At 57.6% G+C, this 13,041-nt stretch carries 12 protein-coding genes; 6 read left to right on the forward strand and 6 right to left on the reverse strand.

Going from position 1 to position 13,041, the window contains the following annotated elements; translation table 11 throughout:
* The first annotated feature begins 2 nt into the window (after positions 1–2).
* Both E0L37_RS19995 and E0L37_RS20000 read left to right on the forward strand, forming a co-directional pair.
* A complete protein-coding gene (locus tag E0L37_RS19995) occupies positions 3–581 on the forward strand; it encodes a TRAP transporter small permease (protein ID WP_097059048.1) in 579 nt (192 codons plus the stop codon).
* Positions 578–1,885, forward strand: a complete 1,308-nt coding sequence (locus E0L37_RS20000) for a TRAP transporter large permease (protein ID WP_133493409.1) — start codon at positions 578–580, stop codon at positions 1,883–1,885. The genes E0L37_RS19995 and E0L37_RS20000 overlap by 4 nt, the downstream gene beginning before the upstream one ends.
* Positions 1,886–1,912: 27 nt before the next feature.
* On the opposite strand, the gene E0L37_RS20005 is transcribed toward E0L37_RS20000, so the two are convergent.
* Positions 1,913–2,527, reverse strand: a complete 615-nt coding sequence (locus E0L37_RS20005; RefSeq protein ID WP_133493410.1) for a MarC family protein — start codon at positions 2,525–2,527, stop codon at positions 1,913–1,915.
* 208 nt (positions 2,528–2,735) lie between these two features.
* Between E0L37_RS20005 and E0L37_RS20010 the strand changes: the two genes are divergently transcribed.
* Together E0L37_RS20010 and E0L37_RS20015 are read left to right on the forward strand one after the other, a co-directional pair.
* A complete protein-coding gene (locus tag E0L37_RS20010) occupies positions 2,736–3,023 on the forward strand; it encodes a helix-turn-helix domain-containing protein (RefSeq protein ID WP_133493411.1) in 288 nt (95 codons plus the stop codon).
* A complete protein-coding gene (locus E0L37_RS20015; RefSeq protein ID WP_133493412.1) occupies positions 3,013–4,296 on the forward strand; it encodes a type II toxin-antitoxin system HipA family toxin in 1,284 nt (427 codons plus the stop codon). The genes E0L37_RS20010 and E0L37_RS20015 overlap by 11 nt, the downstream gene beginning before the upstream one ends.
* An 87-nt stretch (positions 4,297–4,383) precedes the next feature.
* On the opposite strand, the gene E0L37_RS20020 is transcribed toward E0L37_RS20015, so the two are convergent.
* The 5 genes from E0L37_RS20020 to E0L37_RS20040 all read right to left on the reverse strand — a co-directional run bounded on the left by E0L37_RS20020 (position 4,384) and on the right by E0L37_RS20040 (position 11,497).
* Positions 4,384–7,497 carry an efflux RND transporter permease subunit gene (locus tag E0L37_RS20020; protein WP_133493413.1) on the reverse strand — a complete coding sequence of 1,038 codons (3,114 nt, stop codon included), beginning with the start codon at positions 7,495–7,497 and terminating at the stop codon, positions 4,384–4,386.
* A 12-nt stretch (positions 7,498–7,509) separates the two neighbouring features.
* Complete coding sequence (locus E0L37_RS20025; RefSeq protein ID WP_240687520.1) at positions 7,510–8,739, reverse strand: efflux RND transporter periplasmic adaptor subunit; 1,230 nt, start codon at positions 8,737–8,739, stop codon at positions 7,510–7,512.
* Positions 8,736–10,034 (reverse strand): TolC family protein, encoded by a 1,299-nt coding sequence (locus E0L37_RS20030; protein WP_133493414.1) that lies wholly within the window; start codon positions 10,032–10,034, stop codon positions 8,736–8,738. The genes E0L37_RS20025 and E0L37_RS20030 overlap by 4 nt, the downstream gene beginning before the upstream one ends.
* Before the next feature lie 46 nt (positions 10,035–10,080).
* On the reverse strand, positions 10,081–10,434 hold the full coding sequence (locus tag E0L37_RS20035; RefSeq protein WP_133493415.1) for a hypothetical protein: 354 nt from the start codon (positions 10,432–10,434) through the stop codon (positions 10,081–10,083).
* A 199-nt stretch (positions 10,435–10,633) separates the two neighbouring features.
* A complete protein-coding gene (locus E0L37_RS20040) occupies positions 10,634–11,497 on the reverse strand; it encodes a hypothetical protein (RefSeq protein ID WP_133493416.1) in 864 nt (287 codons plus the stop codon).
* Positions 11,498–12,198: 701 nt separating this feature from the next.
* Here E0L37_RS20040 and E0L37_RS21960 point away from each other — a divergent pair.
* Positions 12,199–12,792: an inovirus Gp2 family protein gene (locus E0L37_RS21960; RefSeq protein ID WP_370450644.1), complete on the forward strand. Its 594-nt coding sequence runs from the start codon at positions 12,199–12,201 to the stop codon at positions 12,790–12,792.
* Positions 12,716–13,024, forward strand: a complete 309-nt coding sequence (locus tag E0L37_RS21815) for an AlpA family transcriptional regulator (RefSeq protein ID WP_240687521.1) — start codon at positions 12,716–12,718, stop codon at positions 13,022–13,024. Before E0L37_RS21960 ends, E0L37_RS21815 begins: the two co-directional genes overlap by 77 nt.
* The last annotated feature ends 17 nt before the right edge of the window (positions 13,025–13,041 follow it).

The raw sequence follows: 13,041 nt of genomic DNA on the forward strand, positions 1-13,041 counted from the left end.
CTATGTATCGGTTGGGGCGTTATCTCTCCGGGGTGACGGACATGACGACGCTGGTGGGCGGGCTCGCCATTGCTTTGATGATGATCCACATCAGCCTGGACGTATTGCTGCGTTATCTTTTTTCAACACCGATTCCCGGCACCATCACCTATGTGTCCAACTACTACATGATCGTCGCCGCCTTTCTGCCCCTGGCTTACGCGGAAAAGCTGGGCGCCCATATCAGCGTGGAAGTGGTGAGCGAACGGCTGCCACAACGGCTCCAGTTCCATCTGGCCCATTGGCTGATCCTGCTGTCGGCGATCATACTCGGCTTCATGACGGTGAAAACCGGAATAGAAGCGGTGTCCCGTTATCAGATGGGAGCGGCCCTGGTGGAAGGCGGCACTTCCATCATCATTTGGCCGGGCTATTTTGTTCTGCCCATCGGGCTGGGGCTTATGGTGCTGACGCTGCTCTACAAATTCCTGATCTATGTCATCGGCGGCGAATCCGGGTTCGACGGACCCGGGCAGCAGCGGAGCGCCGATGACGCGCGGAGACCGAATGGTACCCACCGCGCCACGGGGGAATCGGCATGACCGAAGTCCAGATTGGCCTTGGTGGCCTGGTGGTGTTGTTCGCGCTGATCGCCTTGCGCATGCCGGTGGGCATCGCGCTTATCGGCGTCTCCTTCGGTGGGTTGTGGTACCTGATGGGGTGGGGCATCGCCTGGGGATCGTTGGGGCTGATCCCCTATCAGTTCTCCGCCAACTGGGTGCTCAGTTCGGTACCCATGTTTCTTTTGCTCGGCTACGTCTGTTTCCACGCCCAACTGACTCAGGGATTATTCAGGGCCGCGCGGCTGTGGCTGTCCTCGGTGCCGGGCGGCCTGGCGGTGGCCTCCATTTTCGGAACCACCGGCTTTGCCGCGGTATGCGGTTCCTCCGTGGCCTGCTCCGCCGCCATGGGGCGCGTTGCCGTGCCGGAGATGATTGACCAGAAATACAATTCGGGATTGGCGACCAGCACGGTTTCCATCGCCGGCACCGTCGGTGCTTTGCTACCGCCATCGATCATCATGATCCTCTACGGCATCATCGCTCAGCAGTCGATCAGCAAATTGTTTCTGGGTGGGATCGCCGCCGGCCTGATTACCGTGGCGGGTTACATCGCGGTGGTGATGCTACGTGTGAAGCTGGATCCGTCGCTGGCGCCGCGTACCGATTCGCGAGTGTCACTGAAAGAAAAGGTGGCGGCGCTGTGGGATATCTGGCCGATCCTGCTGATCATGGTGGGCATCTTCGGTGGCATGTTCGCCGGATTGTTCACGCCCACGGAGGCCGGCGCGGTAGGCGCGGCGCTCTCCTGTATCGTGGCATTGTGCAAGCGCACCCTGACTTGGGCCCGGTTTCGCGCGGCGATACAGGAAACCTTACTGACCACCGGCGCCCTGCTGATTATCGCCATGGGCGCCAGCCTGCTGACCCGCTTCTTGTCCTTATCCGGCGCCGGCGACTATCTTTCCTCGCTGGTGCTGAACGCCGGCGCCGACACCGTGGCGATTCTGCTGATTATTGTCTGCGTTTATCTTTTGCTGGGCATGTTTCTGGAACCTATCGGCGCCATGCTGCTCACCCTGCCGATCGTTTTGCCGATCATCGACAGCGCTGGCCTCAGTCTGATCTGGTTTGGTGTGGTGCTGACCAAGCTGTTGGAAATGGGCATGGTGACGCCTCCGGTGGGCATGAATATCTTCGTGATAAAGAGCGTGGTCGGCGACCTGGTATCCACCAGCGCCATTTTCAAGGGGGTGTTCTGGTTCCTGGTGATGGACGCCGTGGTGTTGTTGCTGTTGATGGGGGTGCCGGATCTGATCTTGTTCCTGCCGGAAAGGTTTGGTTGAGCGTACCGCCCGCGGCGGCCTGGGGAGTTAACCGGAAGAGGTGAAATGCACCGCGCCCTGGATGCCGGCGATCAGCATTTGCGTGCCGATCACCGCCAGGATCAGCCCCATCAGGCGCGTCACGATACTCAGGCCGTTCTGGCCGATGACGGCGATGATCCGCGCGCTGAACAAAAAACAGATGAAAGTGATCAGGCAGAGCGCCAGAAAGACCAGGCAAGTGATGATGATCGCCGCCCAGCCGCCGGAGGCGGAATAATTCATTGCCGTGGCGATGGTGCCCGGCCCGGCCAGCAAGGGGACCGCCAGAGGGGAGACGGCAATATCCGAGTCGCCGTCGTCCGGTTCCGTATGCAGTTTGGAATTGCTGCCCTGCAGCATGTGATAACCGACCAGGAAGACCAGTATCCCCCCGGTGATCCTCAGCGCCGGCAGCGTGATGCCGAACAGCTCGAAAATGGATTTGCCCAGAGCCGCGAACAACAAAATGATCACAAAAGTGATGATCAGCGCCTTGGTGGCGATACGCTGCTGCTCGGTCTGGCTCTTATCCCCGGTGAGACCGGCGAACACCGCGGTATTGGCGATCGGGTTCATGATCGCGAAGAACGCCAGGAAAACGGTGATGGCATGCTCGACCATAGCGGCTCCGGTTACTCGATATTCTGAATTTCTGGTGACGGTTTAGGTATCACCCGCGCGGCAAAGCCAAGTAAACCACTTCCACAGCAGGGCGACCCTAAGCCGCTGTGGGAGCCAGCCCTGCTGGCGAATCTTTTGGCCATCATAATATCTATTATTCTCTGATTGTGTCATCATTGGACACAGTAATGTCCATTTTTGGCGGAAGATGATCTCTTTGCTCGATGACATCGATGTACAGCAAGCCTTTGCTGCTCACCTGCGGCGTTTGCGCAAGCAGGCCAAGCTGTCTCGCGATGCCCTGGCCGAGCGGAGTGGAGTGCCGGCCTCCACCATCAAGAAATTCGAACTCACCGGGCAGATCTCGTTCCGGCAGCTGCTGTTTCTCTGGCAGAGCCTGGATGATCTGCGCCGCCTGTACGCGTTAACCCGTCATTCCCCTGGGGAAGCCGGGATGCCCTCCAGTATCGATGAGGTATTGAAGGATGACCTTTAAACCGGTTCGCAAGCTGATGGTGACACGTACGCTGGCTACCGGACAGGCGGTAACCGTGGGGGCGTTGGCGCAGAACCGGCAGGGTGTGTTCTTTCAGTACGATGCCGACTATCTGGGGCGATTCGGCAACCTTTCGCCGTTTGGGTTAAAGGCAACCACGGAACTGCAGATGGCACCCAGAACACCACACATGGGTCTGCATGGTCTTTTCGCGGACAGTCTGCCCGACGGCTGGGGGGCTCTGTTGCAGGATCGCGTGTTCCGCCAGCATGGGGTTCTCCCTGCCCAGATCAGCGCCATGGATCGTTTGGCATTTGTTGGTGCCTCTGGGATGGGCGCTTTGTCATTTGCTCCCACCTCTGAATATCAAGTCGCATCGACAGGGGAGATCGATCTGGCGACTCTGGGTATGGAGGCGCAGGCCTTTTTCGATGATCAGACGGAGGATGTGCTGGCGGATTTGGTGGCTGCCGGAAGTTCCGGCGGTGCCAGGCCCAAGGCGCAGCTGTTTATCTCCCCGGATGAGCCGAATCGCTGCCACACAATGGCAAGGCCCGGGGATGAGGCCTGGCTGGTCAAGTTCACCTCGCGGAATCTGCCACTGGGCCATGAGGAGGGGCTTTGTGAAGCCGCTTATCTGCACCTGGCCGGAAAATTGGGACTGCAGCCGCCGCAGTGGCGTCTGTTCGATGCGCCGGAGCAAAGCGGGGCCCGTGCCTGGCTTGGGGTGAAGCGGTTTGACTGGGTGAGTCACCCGCAAAAGGCCGGACGCCTTCACATGCACAGTGCCTGCGGCCTGCTGGATGCGGATTTCCGGACGCCGAGCCTGGACTACGAAGACCTGATCAAGGCCAGCCGTCACCTTTGTCGGTCGCCGGCGGTGGGTAAACTTCAGTTCCGCCGGGCCATGTTCAACCTGTTCGCCTGTAATCAGGATGACCACAGCAAGAACTGGGCTTTTCTTCAGGATGATGCTGGCGAGTGGGCGCCGGCGCCTTTCTATGACGTGACCTTCAGCCCTCATCCGTTCCAGGAGCACGCTACCGCCTATGCCGGCTTCGGTAAAAGTCCGTCATTGCAAGCTATTCAGACATTGGCGGAGCGTGCGGGCTATGGCAAATGGGAGCAGGCACGACAGGATATTGCCGAAATCGTGGAGGTACTTTCTGATTTCGCTTCGGTTGCTGGAGACTTCGGGGTGAGCCGTCGTGTTGGGGAATTGATTACCCGCCAACTTGCTGAGTTGAGGGAAGAGAACAGGATGGACGGTTAGGGCGCTGTTGGTCTCGAAAAAGAAAACCCCCGGAGAGCCGGCGAACACAGGGCGTATTGTCCTGTGTTCACATGTATGCCGTTTACTTCACGCCTTTTCATGACCCCTGTGCAGCCAGTGGTAAAGCACGGGCAATACCAGAAGTGTCAACAGGGTTGAGGAAAGGATGCCACCGATGACCACTGTTGCCAGCGGACGCTGGACTTCCGCGCCGGTGCCTGTGTTCAGTGCCATGGGTACAAAGCCCAGGCTGGCAACCAGTGCGGTCATGAGCACCGGCCGCAAGCGGATCAGCGCGCCTTCGATGACGGCATGGCGCAGATCTCCGCTCTGATGCCAGAGATCACGGATAAAGGCCACCATCACCAGGCCGTTGAGCACCGCCACGCCGGACAGGGCAATAAAACCGACTCCGGCGGAAATGGACAGAGGCATCCCCCGCAGCCACAGGGCCAGAACGCCGCCGGTCAGTGCCAGCGGCACCCCGGTGAAAATGATCAGCGAATCTTTCACTGAGCCGAAGGCCATGATCAGCAGGCCGATAATGATGGCCAGAGTTACCGGCACCACCAGCATCAGCCGCTGTCTGGCGGATTCCAGCTGTTCAAAGGTGCCGCCGAAATCCAGCCAATACCCGCTGGGCAGATCGACTCGCTGGTTGATGCGCTGTTGTGCGGCCTCCACGAAACCGCCCAGATCCCGGTCGCGCACGTTGGCGGTGACTACTACCCTGCGTTTGCCATTTTCCCGGCTGATCTGGGCCGGGGCCGGTTTGATTTCCAGGCGAGCGACTTCGTTCAGCGGAATGTAGCCGCCGGTCGGCAGTGACACGGGAAGCGTCCGCAGGCGATCAACGTCCTGACGAAGGGACTCGGGCAGGCGCACCATCAGCTTGAAGCGGCGGTCGCCTTCATAAATCAATCCGACTTGCTCCCCGCCAATACCCGTGGCGACCAGGTGCTGGACGTCGTCCACCGTGATGCCGTAACGCCCGAGTGCTCCGCGGTCGGGAACGATGGACAGCATGGGCTGGCCGGTCACTTGCTCGACGCGAACATCGGCTGCGCCCGGAATGGCCTGTACCTCGGCCATGATGGCATTGGCGGTTTTCAGCAGCGTATCCAGGTCGTCACCAAACACCTTGATACCCAGGTCTGCCCGCACACCGGAGATCAGCTCGTTGAAACGCATTTCAATAGGCTGAGTAAACTCGAAATTGTTGCCTGGGACTTCCGTGACGGCCGCGGACAGTTCCCGTATCAGCTCCTCCTTGCTCTTGGAGGGGGCAGGCCATTGCTCGCGGGGTTTAAGGATCAGGAAATTATCCGACACATTGGGTGGCATGGGATCGTTGGCCACTTCCGGTGTACCAATGCGGGATACCATTTTGTCGATTTCCTCGAAATCCTTCAGGCGTTCGTCCAGCATTTTTTGCATATCGACGGATTGCTCGATGCCGGTGCCGGGAATGCGAAGGGCGTGCATGGCGATGTCGCCCTCATCCAGTTGCGGTATGAATTCCGATCCCAGAGTAGTCATCAGCCAGCCACAGAACAGCACCAGCAGCAGGGCGATCGCGATCAGGATATGACGCAGGGCCAGGGCTTGTTCCAGCACCGGGCGATAGAGAGATTTGGCGGACCGGATGATGGGGCTTTCCTTCTCGCTGACCTTGCCGCCCATGAAAACGGCGACCGCTGCTGGTACCAGGGTGAGGGAAAACAGCATGGCCGCGAGCAGGGCCATGATCACGGTCGCGGCCATCGGGTGGAACATTTTCCCTTCCACACCCGTGAGGCTGAAGATGGGGATGTACACGATGGTGATGATCGCGACACCAAACAGGCTGGGCCGAATAACTTCGGTGGTGGCCTCGTAGACCAGCTGAAGTCGCTCACGCAGTGGCAGAACAGCCCGGTGCCGGCTTTGGGCCAGGGACAACCGGCGAGTACAGTTTTCAACGATGATCACCGCGCCATCCACGATCAGGCCGAAGTCCAGCGCGCCCAGACTCATCAGGTTGGCGGAAACCCCGATTTTGACCATGCCACTGATCGTCGCCAGCATGGACAGGGGGATCACGGCGGCGGTAATCAGCGCCGCACGCAGGTTACCCAGTAGTAGAAAGAGCACGGCAATGACGAGCAACGCCCCTTCCAGCAGGTTGGTGCGAACGGTGGCGATGGTCTTTTCCACCAGAGTGGTACGGTCATAGACTGCTTCCACCTTGATGCCGTCGGGCAGGGAGGACTTCACCGCTTCCAGCCGCTCGGCCACATCCCGGGCTACCTGATTGGCGTTTTCCCCCATCAGCATCATGACCGTGCCCAGAACGGTTTCACGGCCATCCCGGGTCGAGGCGCCAGTGCGCAGCTCCTTGCCGATGGCCACCGTGGCCACGTCCTTGACCCTGATCGGCGCGCTGTCCTGAACGGTGATGACCACATTCTCAATGTCGTGGATGGTTTTCAGTTGCCCCGGTGTTCTTACCAGTAGTTGCTCGCCGTTGCGTTCGATGTAGCCCGCGCCCCGATTGCTGTTGTTGTTGCGCAATGCGGTGGAGAGCTGTTCCAGGGTGATGCCGAATTGCAGCAGCCGCTTGGGTGAGGGCATGACGTGGTATTGCTTGTCGTAGCCGCCAATGCCATTCACCTCCGCGACCCCGGGGACCTGGGCCAGTTGTGGCTTGATGATCCAGTCCTGGATTTCGCGTAGGGCAATGGCATCGTATTTGCCGCCGTCCGGTTGGCGGGCACCGGGTTCCGCTTCCACGCTGTAGAGAAATATCTCCCCGAGTCCGGTGGCCATGGGCCCCATGGCCGGTTCCAGACCATCCGGCAAGGCGCCCTTGATGGCGCTCAACCGCTCGTTGACCAGGTTACGGGCAAAGTAGATGTCGGTGCCTTCCTTGAACACCACGGTGACCTGCGATAACCCGTAGCGGGAAATCGAGCGTGTGTAGTCCAGCCTGGGCAACCCGTACAGGGCCGTCTCCACCGGAAAGGTGACCCGCTGTTCTGCTTCCAGGGGGGAGTAACCCGGTGCCTCGGTATTGATCTGCACCTGGACATTGGTGATATCCGGCACCGCGTCTATGGGAAGGCGCTGATAACTCCAGATGCCCAGGCCAATCAGTCCGAGGACCAGGGTCAGCACCAGAAGGCGTCTCTCAATGGAGAAACGCACGATGGCATCAATCATCTTGCGTTCTCCTTAGTGGTGGTGGGCCGCGCCCGCTTTGAGAATGTCGGCCTTGATCAGGTAACTGTTCTCGACGACGTAGTGATCACCCGGCTTGAGTCCGTCGAGCACTTCGCTGAACCGGTTGTCCCGCCGGCCAAGCGTGACTGTACGGCTTTCATAGGCATTCCCTGCGTGAAGGAAGACCACGGTACTGCCGTTCATTTCCTGCAGGGCACGGTTATCGACACGGAGCGGAACCTGCTCGCTGGCGATGACGATACGGGCATCCACAAGATCGCCAGGCACCAGGCTGTCATCCCCATTGTCCACGGCCACCCGGGCAATAACGGTGGCGACCGGGGCATCGCGGGAGGAGGGTGTCAGGCTGGTAATCCGGCTTTCAAACTGTCGCTCACCAGACTGCAGGGTGACGGGCTGGCCGGCTTGTACGGCGCCACGTTGTTGCGGGAACAGGGTCAGTTCCGCCCACAGGGTGTCGGTGTTGATGAGTGTAAACAACGCCTCTTGGCCGGTAACTTCGCCCGCATTGGCATGGCGCTGTTGAATCACGCCATCGAAAGGGGCGCGCAGGCTGTAGGCACGCAGGCTGTCATTGGATTCGACGACGGCCAGTACATCGCCCTTGGTGACGGCGTCGCCCAGCGAGGTTTTCACCGAGGTGACCAGGCCGGGGAAGCGCGCGTGAAGAGTGGCCCGCCGCTCGGGTGGAATGGTCAGTCGTCCGTAGGCCTGAATCTCGGTGTCGATGGCGCCGCCGCTGGCTTCCTGGGTGACGATGCCGGCTTTTTTTGCCGCGGCCTCTGAAATCTCGGCGCGTCCCTCGTACGATTCCCACTGCCACTCATGGCGCTGCCCGCCGAGCATCAGCTCAAGGCTGATATCGAAGGAGTGGGGAGGTTGAATTTTCTGCTGGCCAAGCCAGTGTGAGCCTTCGTGGCGGAACCTGACCGTCTCCTGGTCTCCGCCCAGTCGTGTCAGTGTGGCTGACAGCGCCAGCTTGTTAACCGCTTTCCCGGCGCGGGTGACCCATGCCTGCATGGTAGCCAGGCCCCCATGCTCGGATTTCAGTATCTCGACGGTTATCTCGTCTTCTTCCAGCAACAGGCCACCATGGGGGCCGGTGGTGGTTTCTTCGTGGGGGCTATGTTGGTCTTGTTCATGACCATGGCCTCCGCTCGCAAGCACTGGCAGGGAGAGTGTCAAAAGACAGGCAAGAGACAAGGGGGTAAGCATTCTCATGGAGTGTCCTCCTGGTTGCCGACCCGGGAAAATGGCAGGCCGGTGAGGCGTTCCAGTTCGTTGCGTTGCAGATGAAACTGGGCGGCCAGATCAATGGCCCGGTGTTCGAGTGTCAGCTGTTCCTGCTGGGCATTGATCAGTTCAAGCAGGCTGTATCTACCGGTGCGGTAGCCGCTTTCGATACCGGCATACAGCTGTCTGGCCAAGGGGAGGGCGGTTTCCTCGATAAGGGCAAGTTCCTCACGCAACAGCTCCAGCGAGCGGTAAAGCGATTCCAGCGTGGCCATCAGTTCAATCCGGCGGGCCCGCAGCCGCGCTTCGCTGGCTGCAAGCTGGGATTCAGCACGGGCAATATTACCGCGATTGGGGTTTTTCAAATTCAGCGGAACGGAGACGCCCAGCACCAGGGTGTTGTTATCTCCCTCCCGGTCGTGGCGAGCACCGACGGACACGGTGACGTCACGGCTCCCCCGGGCGCTGGCGAGCCGGCTCTGTGCCCCATGCAAACGGGTTTCGCTTGCCAGCCTGAGCAGGTCCGGCGCGTGCTCCAGCCGATTCATGATCTCGTCCAGTGGTGCCAGGGTGGGTAGCGGCCGCAACGCCGTGGCGGGGTGCAGTTGATCGGCGCCCTGCTGACCCCAGAGCGCAGCCAGTTGCTGACTGGCACGACGGCGCTCCATCTGCGCACGGCGGAAGGCAATATCCGCATGACGGGTAGCAAGTGTCATTCGGGTCAGATCCGCCTCCGGGGCCGCGCCGGCGCGCACGCGGCGGCGGGCGGCGCCTTCCGCCTTTTCGGCCAGGGCAAGCGTGCGTTTTGCCAGTGCCAGCTCTTCTTCATGTCGTGCCAGGGCAATGTAACGCGTCACCGCTTCGCCCAGCACCTCGAGTCGGGCGATGGCATAGCCCTGCTGTTCCGTGTCGAGTGCGCGGCTGGCCACGTCATTGCGCGACTCGCGCTTGTTGCCAAGCTCAATCAACTGACTGAGCGCAACGGTAATCTGGGCCCCTTCCACGCCATTCAGAGGCGCCTTTCCGGCGATGTTTTCCACTTCCAACGACAATTCGGGCTGGGGCCTGAGGCCCGACTGCAGCACCGCCGCATCGGCGGCCCTGAGCCGGTAGGGATAGGCGGTGAGTCCAGGGTTTTGTTCCAGGGCAAGGGTCAGTACGGCTTGCAGGGGTAGGGCGGTGCCTGGCGATACGGCCGGGGTGTCGGCGATGAGCAGGCCGGGCACAGCCAGGCACAGCATGGCCGACACGGCGAGGCGCCAGCCAGGGGTTCGGCTTTTCATTTCAATCTCCCAGAAACGGATTACGGCGAAGATCGCCGAGCTGAAATCAGATCAAACCGTTGCTGTTGGGAGGTGGCACAGGAGGGCGAATGGCCAGGGAGGGAGCATGTGCATGGGCAGGGAAACGCCATTTAGCTGCGGAACCCTGACTGACCGACAACGGTGGATGGGTGAGGGTGGCGCTTGTGCCATGGGGCAGGCAGCACTGGTGACGCTCACAATCCGAGGTGTGGATTTCTACCGTTTCAGCACGCTGTTCACCAGCGGAAACATGGATCAGGCATGATGCATCAACATTCACCGAGTAGGGTACCTCAATGGCACCTGCCACGGTGCTGCTCAGCATCAAAAAGCTGAGCAGCAGGGCGGTGATCGAATGTCTTGTCTTGCTGCAATTCATGTTTTGCCAGCTAGGAGGTGCTGAGAAGAACCAAGGAGCATACTAGCAAGCCGCTCCCCGACGCCAGGGGACTCTACTCGATATTCTGGATCTGCTTATCGCGAAAAATAAATAAAACCTTATAAAACAATGGGTTGCTTATTTTTAAGAGTGGATTGTTGAGTGCTGCCCACCGTATTGCCCACCAGTTAGCCGAGGCTTACTCGAAAGGCCTGGATTTCACTGCTTGTGAGAGCAGGTCTTCGATGATGCGATTCTTTGACTGTTTTCGGGCTTTTTCGAGCTGTTCAAGGTGGCGTCTGGCCTCGTCGCTTAACGAGAAGTATACCTGCTTCTTCGCCTTCTCGGACTCCCGATATTTCTTCTGGGACCAAGTCTTTCTTATCTTCGTTATGAAAAGCTCTTGGGCATCAGGGCTTAAACTGTATAAATGATCCAAAAAGCCAAGGATATGTGCGTGCTTATCTTTCGGATTGTCCGTGTGAGGGAAAGAGAACCTAGTCCGGCCTTGCTGTCGGAGATCGCATCTTTTGATGTAGTCGATAGCCCAATCCATTTGGTCATTATTCTTTCTGTCAAGCCATCTGCTCTGTCTGCCTGCTATTTTTGATTTTCCCCATAGTAGCCTGACGTCCCCAACGAATGCTCGCTTTTTTTCAATGCTTAACGGCCAATCATCGATTGTGGCAATAATGCGACTATAGCGATTCTCGGGCTGCGTGGTTTCAGGATGGGGAAAGTATCGAAAAGGCGGCGTGTTTGGCAAAGGGTACTTTGCCAGGTCGTTAATGAGCCAAATTAACTGTCTTTGATCGCTGGCTGATATCCACTCCAACTCATTATCGGGGAGGAAGTGTCTTTCCCTCCATCCACTGACCAAATCAGTGATCCCTCTGTCACTCCATCGGTCAGATAAGTCCTCATCTATTGTTTCGATGCTCATTATTTCGTTGTGGAACCCAAAAGGAAGCGCCTCAGGGTTAAATTCCAAATGGGCGCGCAGCCAATACTTCTCTCTGATGGTTAGTACAGGGGCTGCTGACTTTCTGCTGTTTGCGTACATTCTTGTAATCTACATGTAGAAATTCACGTATAAATTACAGAGAATAAAAACAATAATCAAGAGGAAGTTTAGGGAGTGCAATTGCTGTCTGAAATGCCTTTATTCTGGGATGAAAGCACTATTGATTACTGAAAATAGAGACAGTGGCACGGGTAGCCTTGGGTAGATTTTCCTAATGGGAATGAAATACTTTCTGGAGGAGCGTTCCTGATCGACGGCTTCTATCGCTATGTCTAAAGAGGGAAATGGTCTAATCCGGGAGGATGGAAAAATGCTTTGAGTAAGGAGGGCAATGGAATGTGGTCCAGGGTAATGCCGGTATATAGTTATGCTGCGCATCCTATTCTGGGAGGGTTATTGGGAATATCTACTAATATGCGCTGTTCGACCGGTTCGTCGTCATTGGTATTGATCTTCTTCGTATGAATGGAAAATAAGTAAGAAAATGAAGAGGTGCTGGCGATGTGGTTGGGAGGTGAGAAGATAAAAATATAAATGATGGCTCGCTCCTATGAATACTACTGTTCTGAGGAGCATTAAAAATGCGAAAACGTAATCACGATAATACCAATCTCTCCCTTCATCACTCAGGCCCTTGGCAAGGCTACGATGTTCAGCTTCAACGAGGACCTCTCTTTATCCCCTATTTAGAGCGAATTCACGAAACGATGACACGGGCTATCCACAGCCAGCCAAGAACTATGGCTGTGCGGGTGGATCTTGCTCTGCCGGTAAATGGGTATTATCGCCGAGGGGATCTAATAGAACGGTTTATACAGTCATTGCGAGCTCAACTAGAGGCTGAGCTGATGAAACGTAAGCGGGATGGAAGGACAGCACCTCGGTGTCGACTCGAATATGTTTGCGTGAGAGAGCAAGGCGTGTCTCATCAGCACCACTTTCATGTGTGCTTGTTTCTGAACGGGGATTGCTACCGAGGCCTTGGCGAAATGCCGCGAGCAAATGGGATGGGCGAGTTCGATCCTGATATCCCGGCGGACCCTCGCATTGCAAGTCCAGATGGTTTGGCAAAACGTATTGTCGCGGCTTGGGCCCGTGCGTTGGGGTGGACTATGGAGCAAGCGGTGGGGTTGGTGCATTTTCCGGAAGGCGGTGTCTACCGGATAAAGCGGCATTCGGTAGTGTGCGATAGTCAGATAGCAGGATTATTTAACCGACTTAGTTATTTGGCCAAAGAGGACACAAAGCAGTTTGGAGATGGTTTCCGGAACCTTCGGTGCAGTCGGGGGGAAGGTCGTAACGGTTATATTTTACCGCCAAGCCCTATCGCATGAGAAAAATACCGAGGCGTTAATCATCATGAAGATCATGCGGTTGAAAGAAGTTATGGATACCACCGGGCTGAAGCGGTCAGCCATTTATAAAGCGATCTCTGAAGGGCGCTTTCCCAAACAAGTCAGTTTAGGCGCGCGTGCAGCAGGCTGGGTGGCTGATGAAATAGAGTCTTGGATTGTGGAACGGATACAAGAACGTGACATGGCGTACGAAGGAAAAAAGAAAAGCTGATAGTGAGAAGGGCCTCT

The organism is Alcanivorax sp. 24 (genome assembly GCF_004360225.1).
GTDB lineage: Bacteria > Pseudomonadota > Gammaproteobacteria > Pseudomonadales > Alcanivoracaceae > Alloalcanivorax > Alloalcanivorax xiamenensis.

Excerpts from the sequence above, each read along its gene's own strand:
- E0L37_RS19995 (WP_097059048.1), top strand. The coding sequence starts at position 3 with ATGTATCGGTTGGGGCGTTATCTCTCCGGGGTGACGGACATGACGACG.
- E0L37_RS20000 (WP_133493409.1), top strand. The coding sequence starts at position 578 with ATGACCGAAGTCCAGATTGGCCTTGGTGGCCTGGTGGTGTTGTTCGCG.
- E0L37_RS20005 (WP_133493410.1), bottom strand. The coding sequence starts at position 2,527 with ATGGTCGAGCATGCCATCACCGTTTTCCTGGCGTTCTTCGCGATCATG.
- E0L37_RS20010 (WP_133493411.1), top strand. The coding sequence starts at position 2,736 with ATGATCTCTTTGCTCGATGACATCGATGTACAGCAAGCCTTTGCTGCT.
- E0L37_RS20015 (WP_133493412.1), top strand. The coding sequence starts at position 3,013 with ATGACCTTTAAACCGGTTCGCAAGCTGATGGTGACACGTACGCTGGCT.
- E0L37_RS20020 (WP_133493413.1), bottom strand. The coding sequence starts at position 7,497 with ATGATTGATGCCATCGTGCGTTTCTCCATTGAGAGACGCCTTCTGGTG.
- E0L37_RS20025 (WP_240687520.1), bottom strand. The coding sequence starts at position 8,739 with ATGAGAATGCTTACCCCCTTGTCTCTTGCCTGTCTTTTGACACTCTCC.
- E0L37_RS20030 (WP_133493414.1), bottom strand. The coding sequence starts at position 10,034 with ATGAAAAGCCGAACCCCTGGCTGGCGCCTCGCCGTGTCGGCCATGCTG.
- E0L37_RS20035 (WP_133493415.1), bottom strand. The coding sequence starts at position 10,434 with ATGAATTGCAGCAAGACAAGACATTCGATCACCGCCCTGCTGCTCAGC.
- E0L37_RS20040 (WP_133493416.1), bottom strand. The coding sequence starts at position 11,497 with ATGTACGCAAACAGCAGAAAGTCAGCAGCCCCTGTACTAACCATCAGA.
- E0L37_RS21960 (WP_370450644.1), top strand. The coding sequence starts at position 12,199 with ATGGCTGTGCGGGTGGATCTTGCTCTGCCGGTAAATGGGTATTATCGC.
- E0L37_RS21815 (WP_240687521.1), top strand. The coding sequence starts at position 12,716 with ATGGTTTCCGGAACCTTCGGTGCAGTCGGGGGGAAGGTCGTAACGGTT.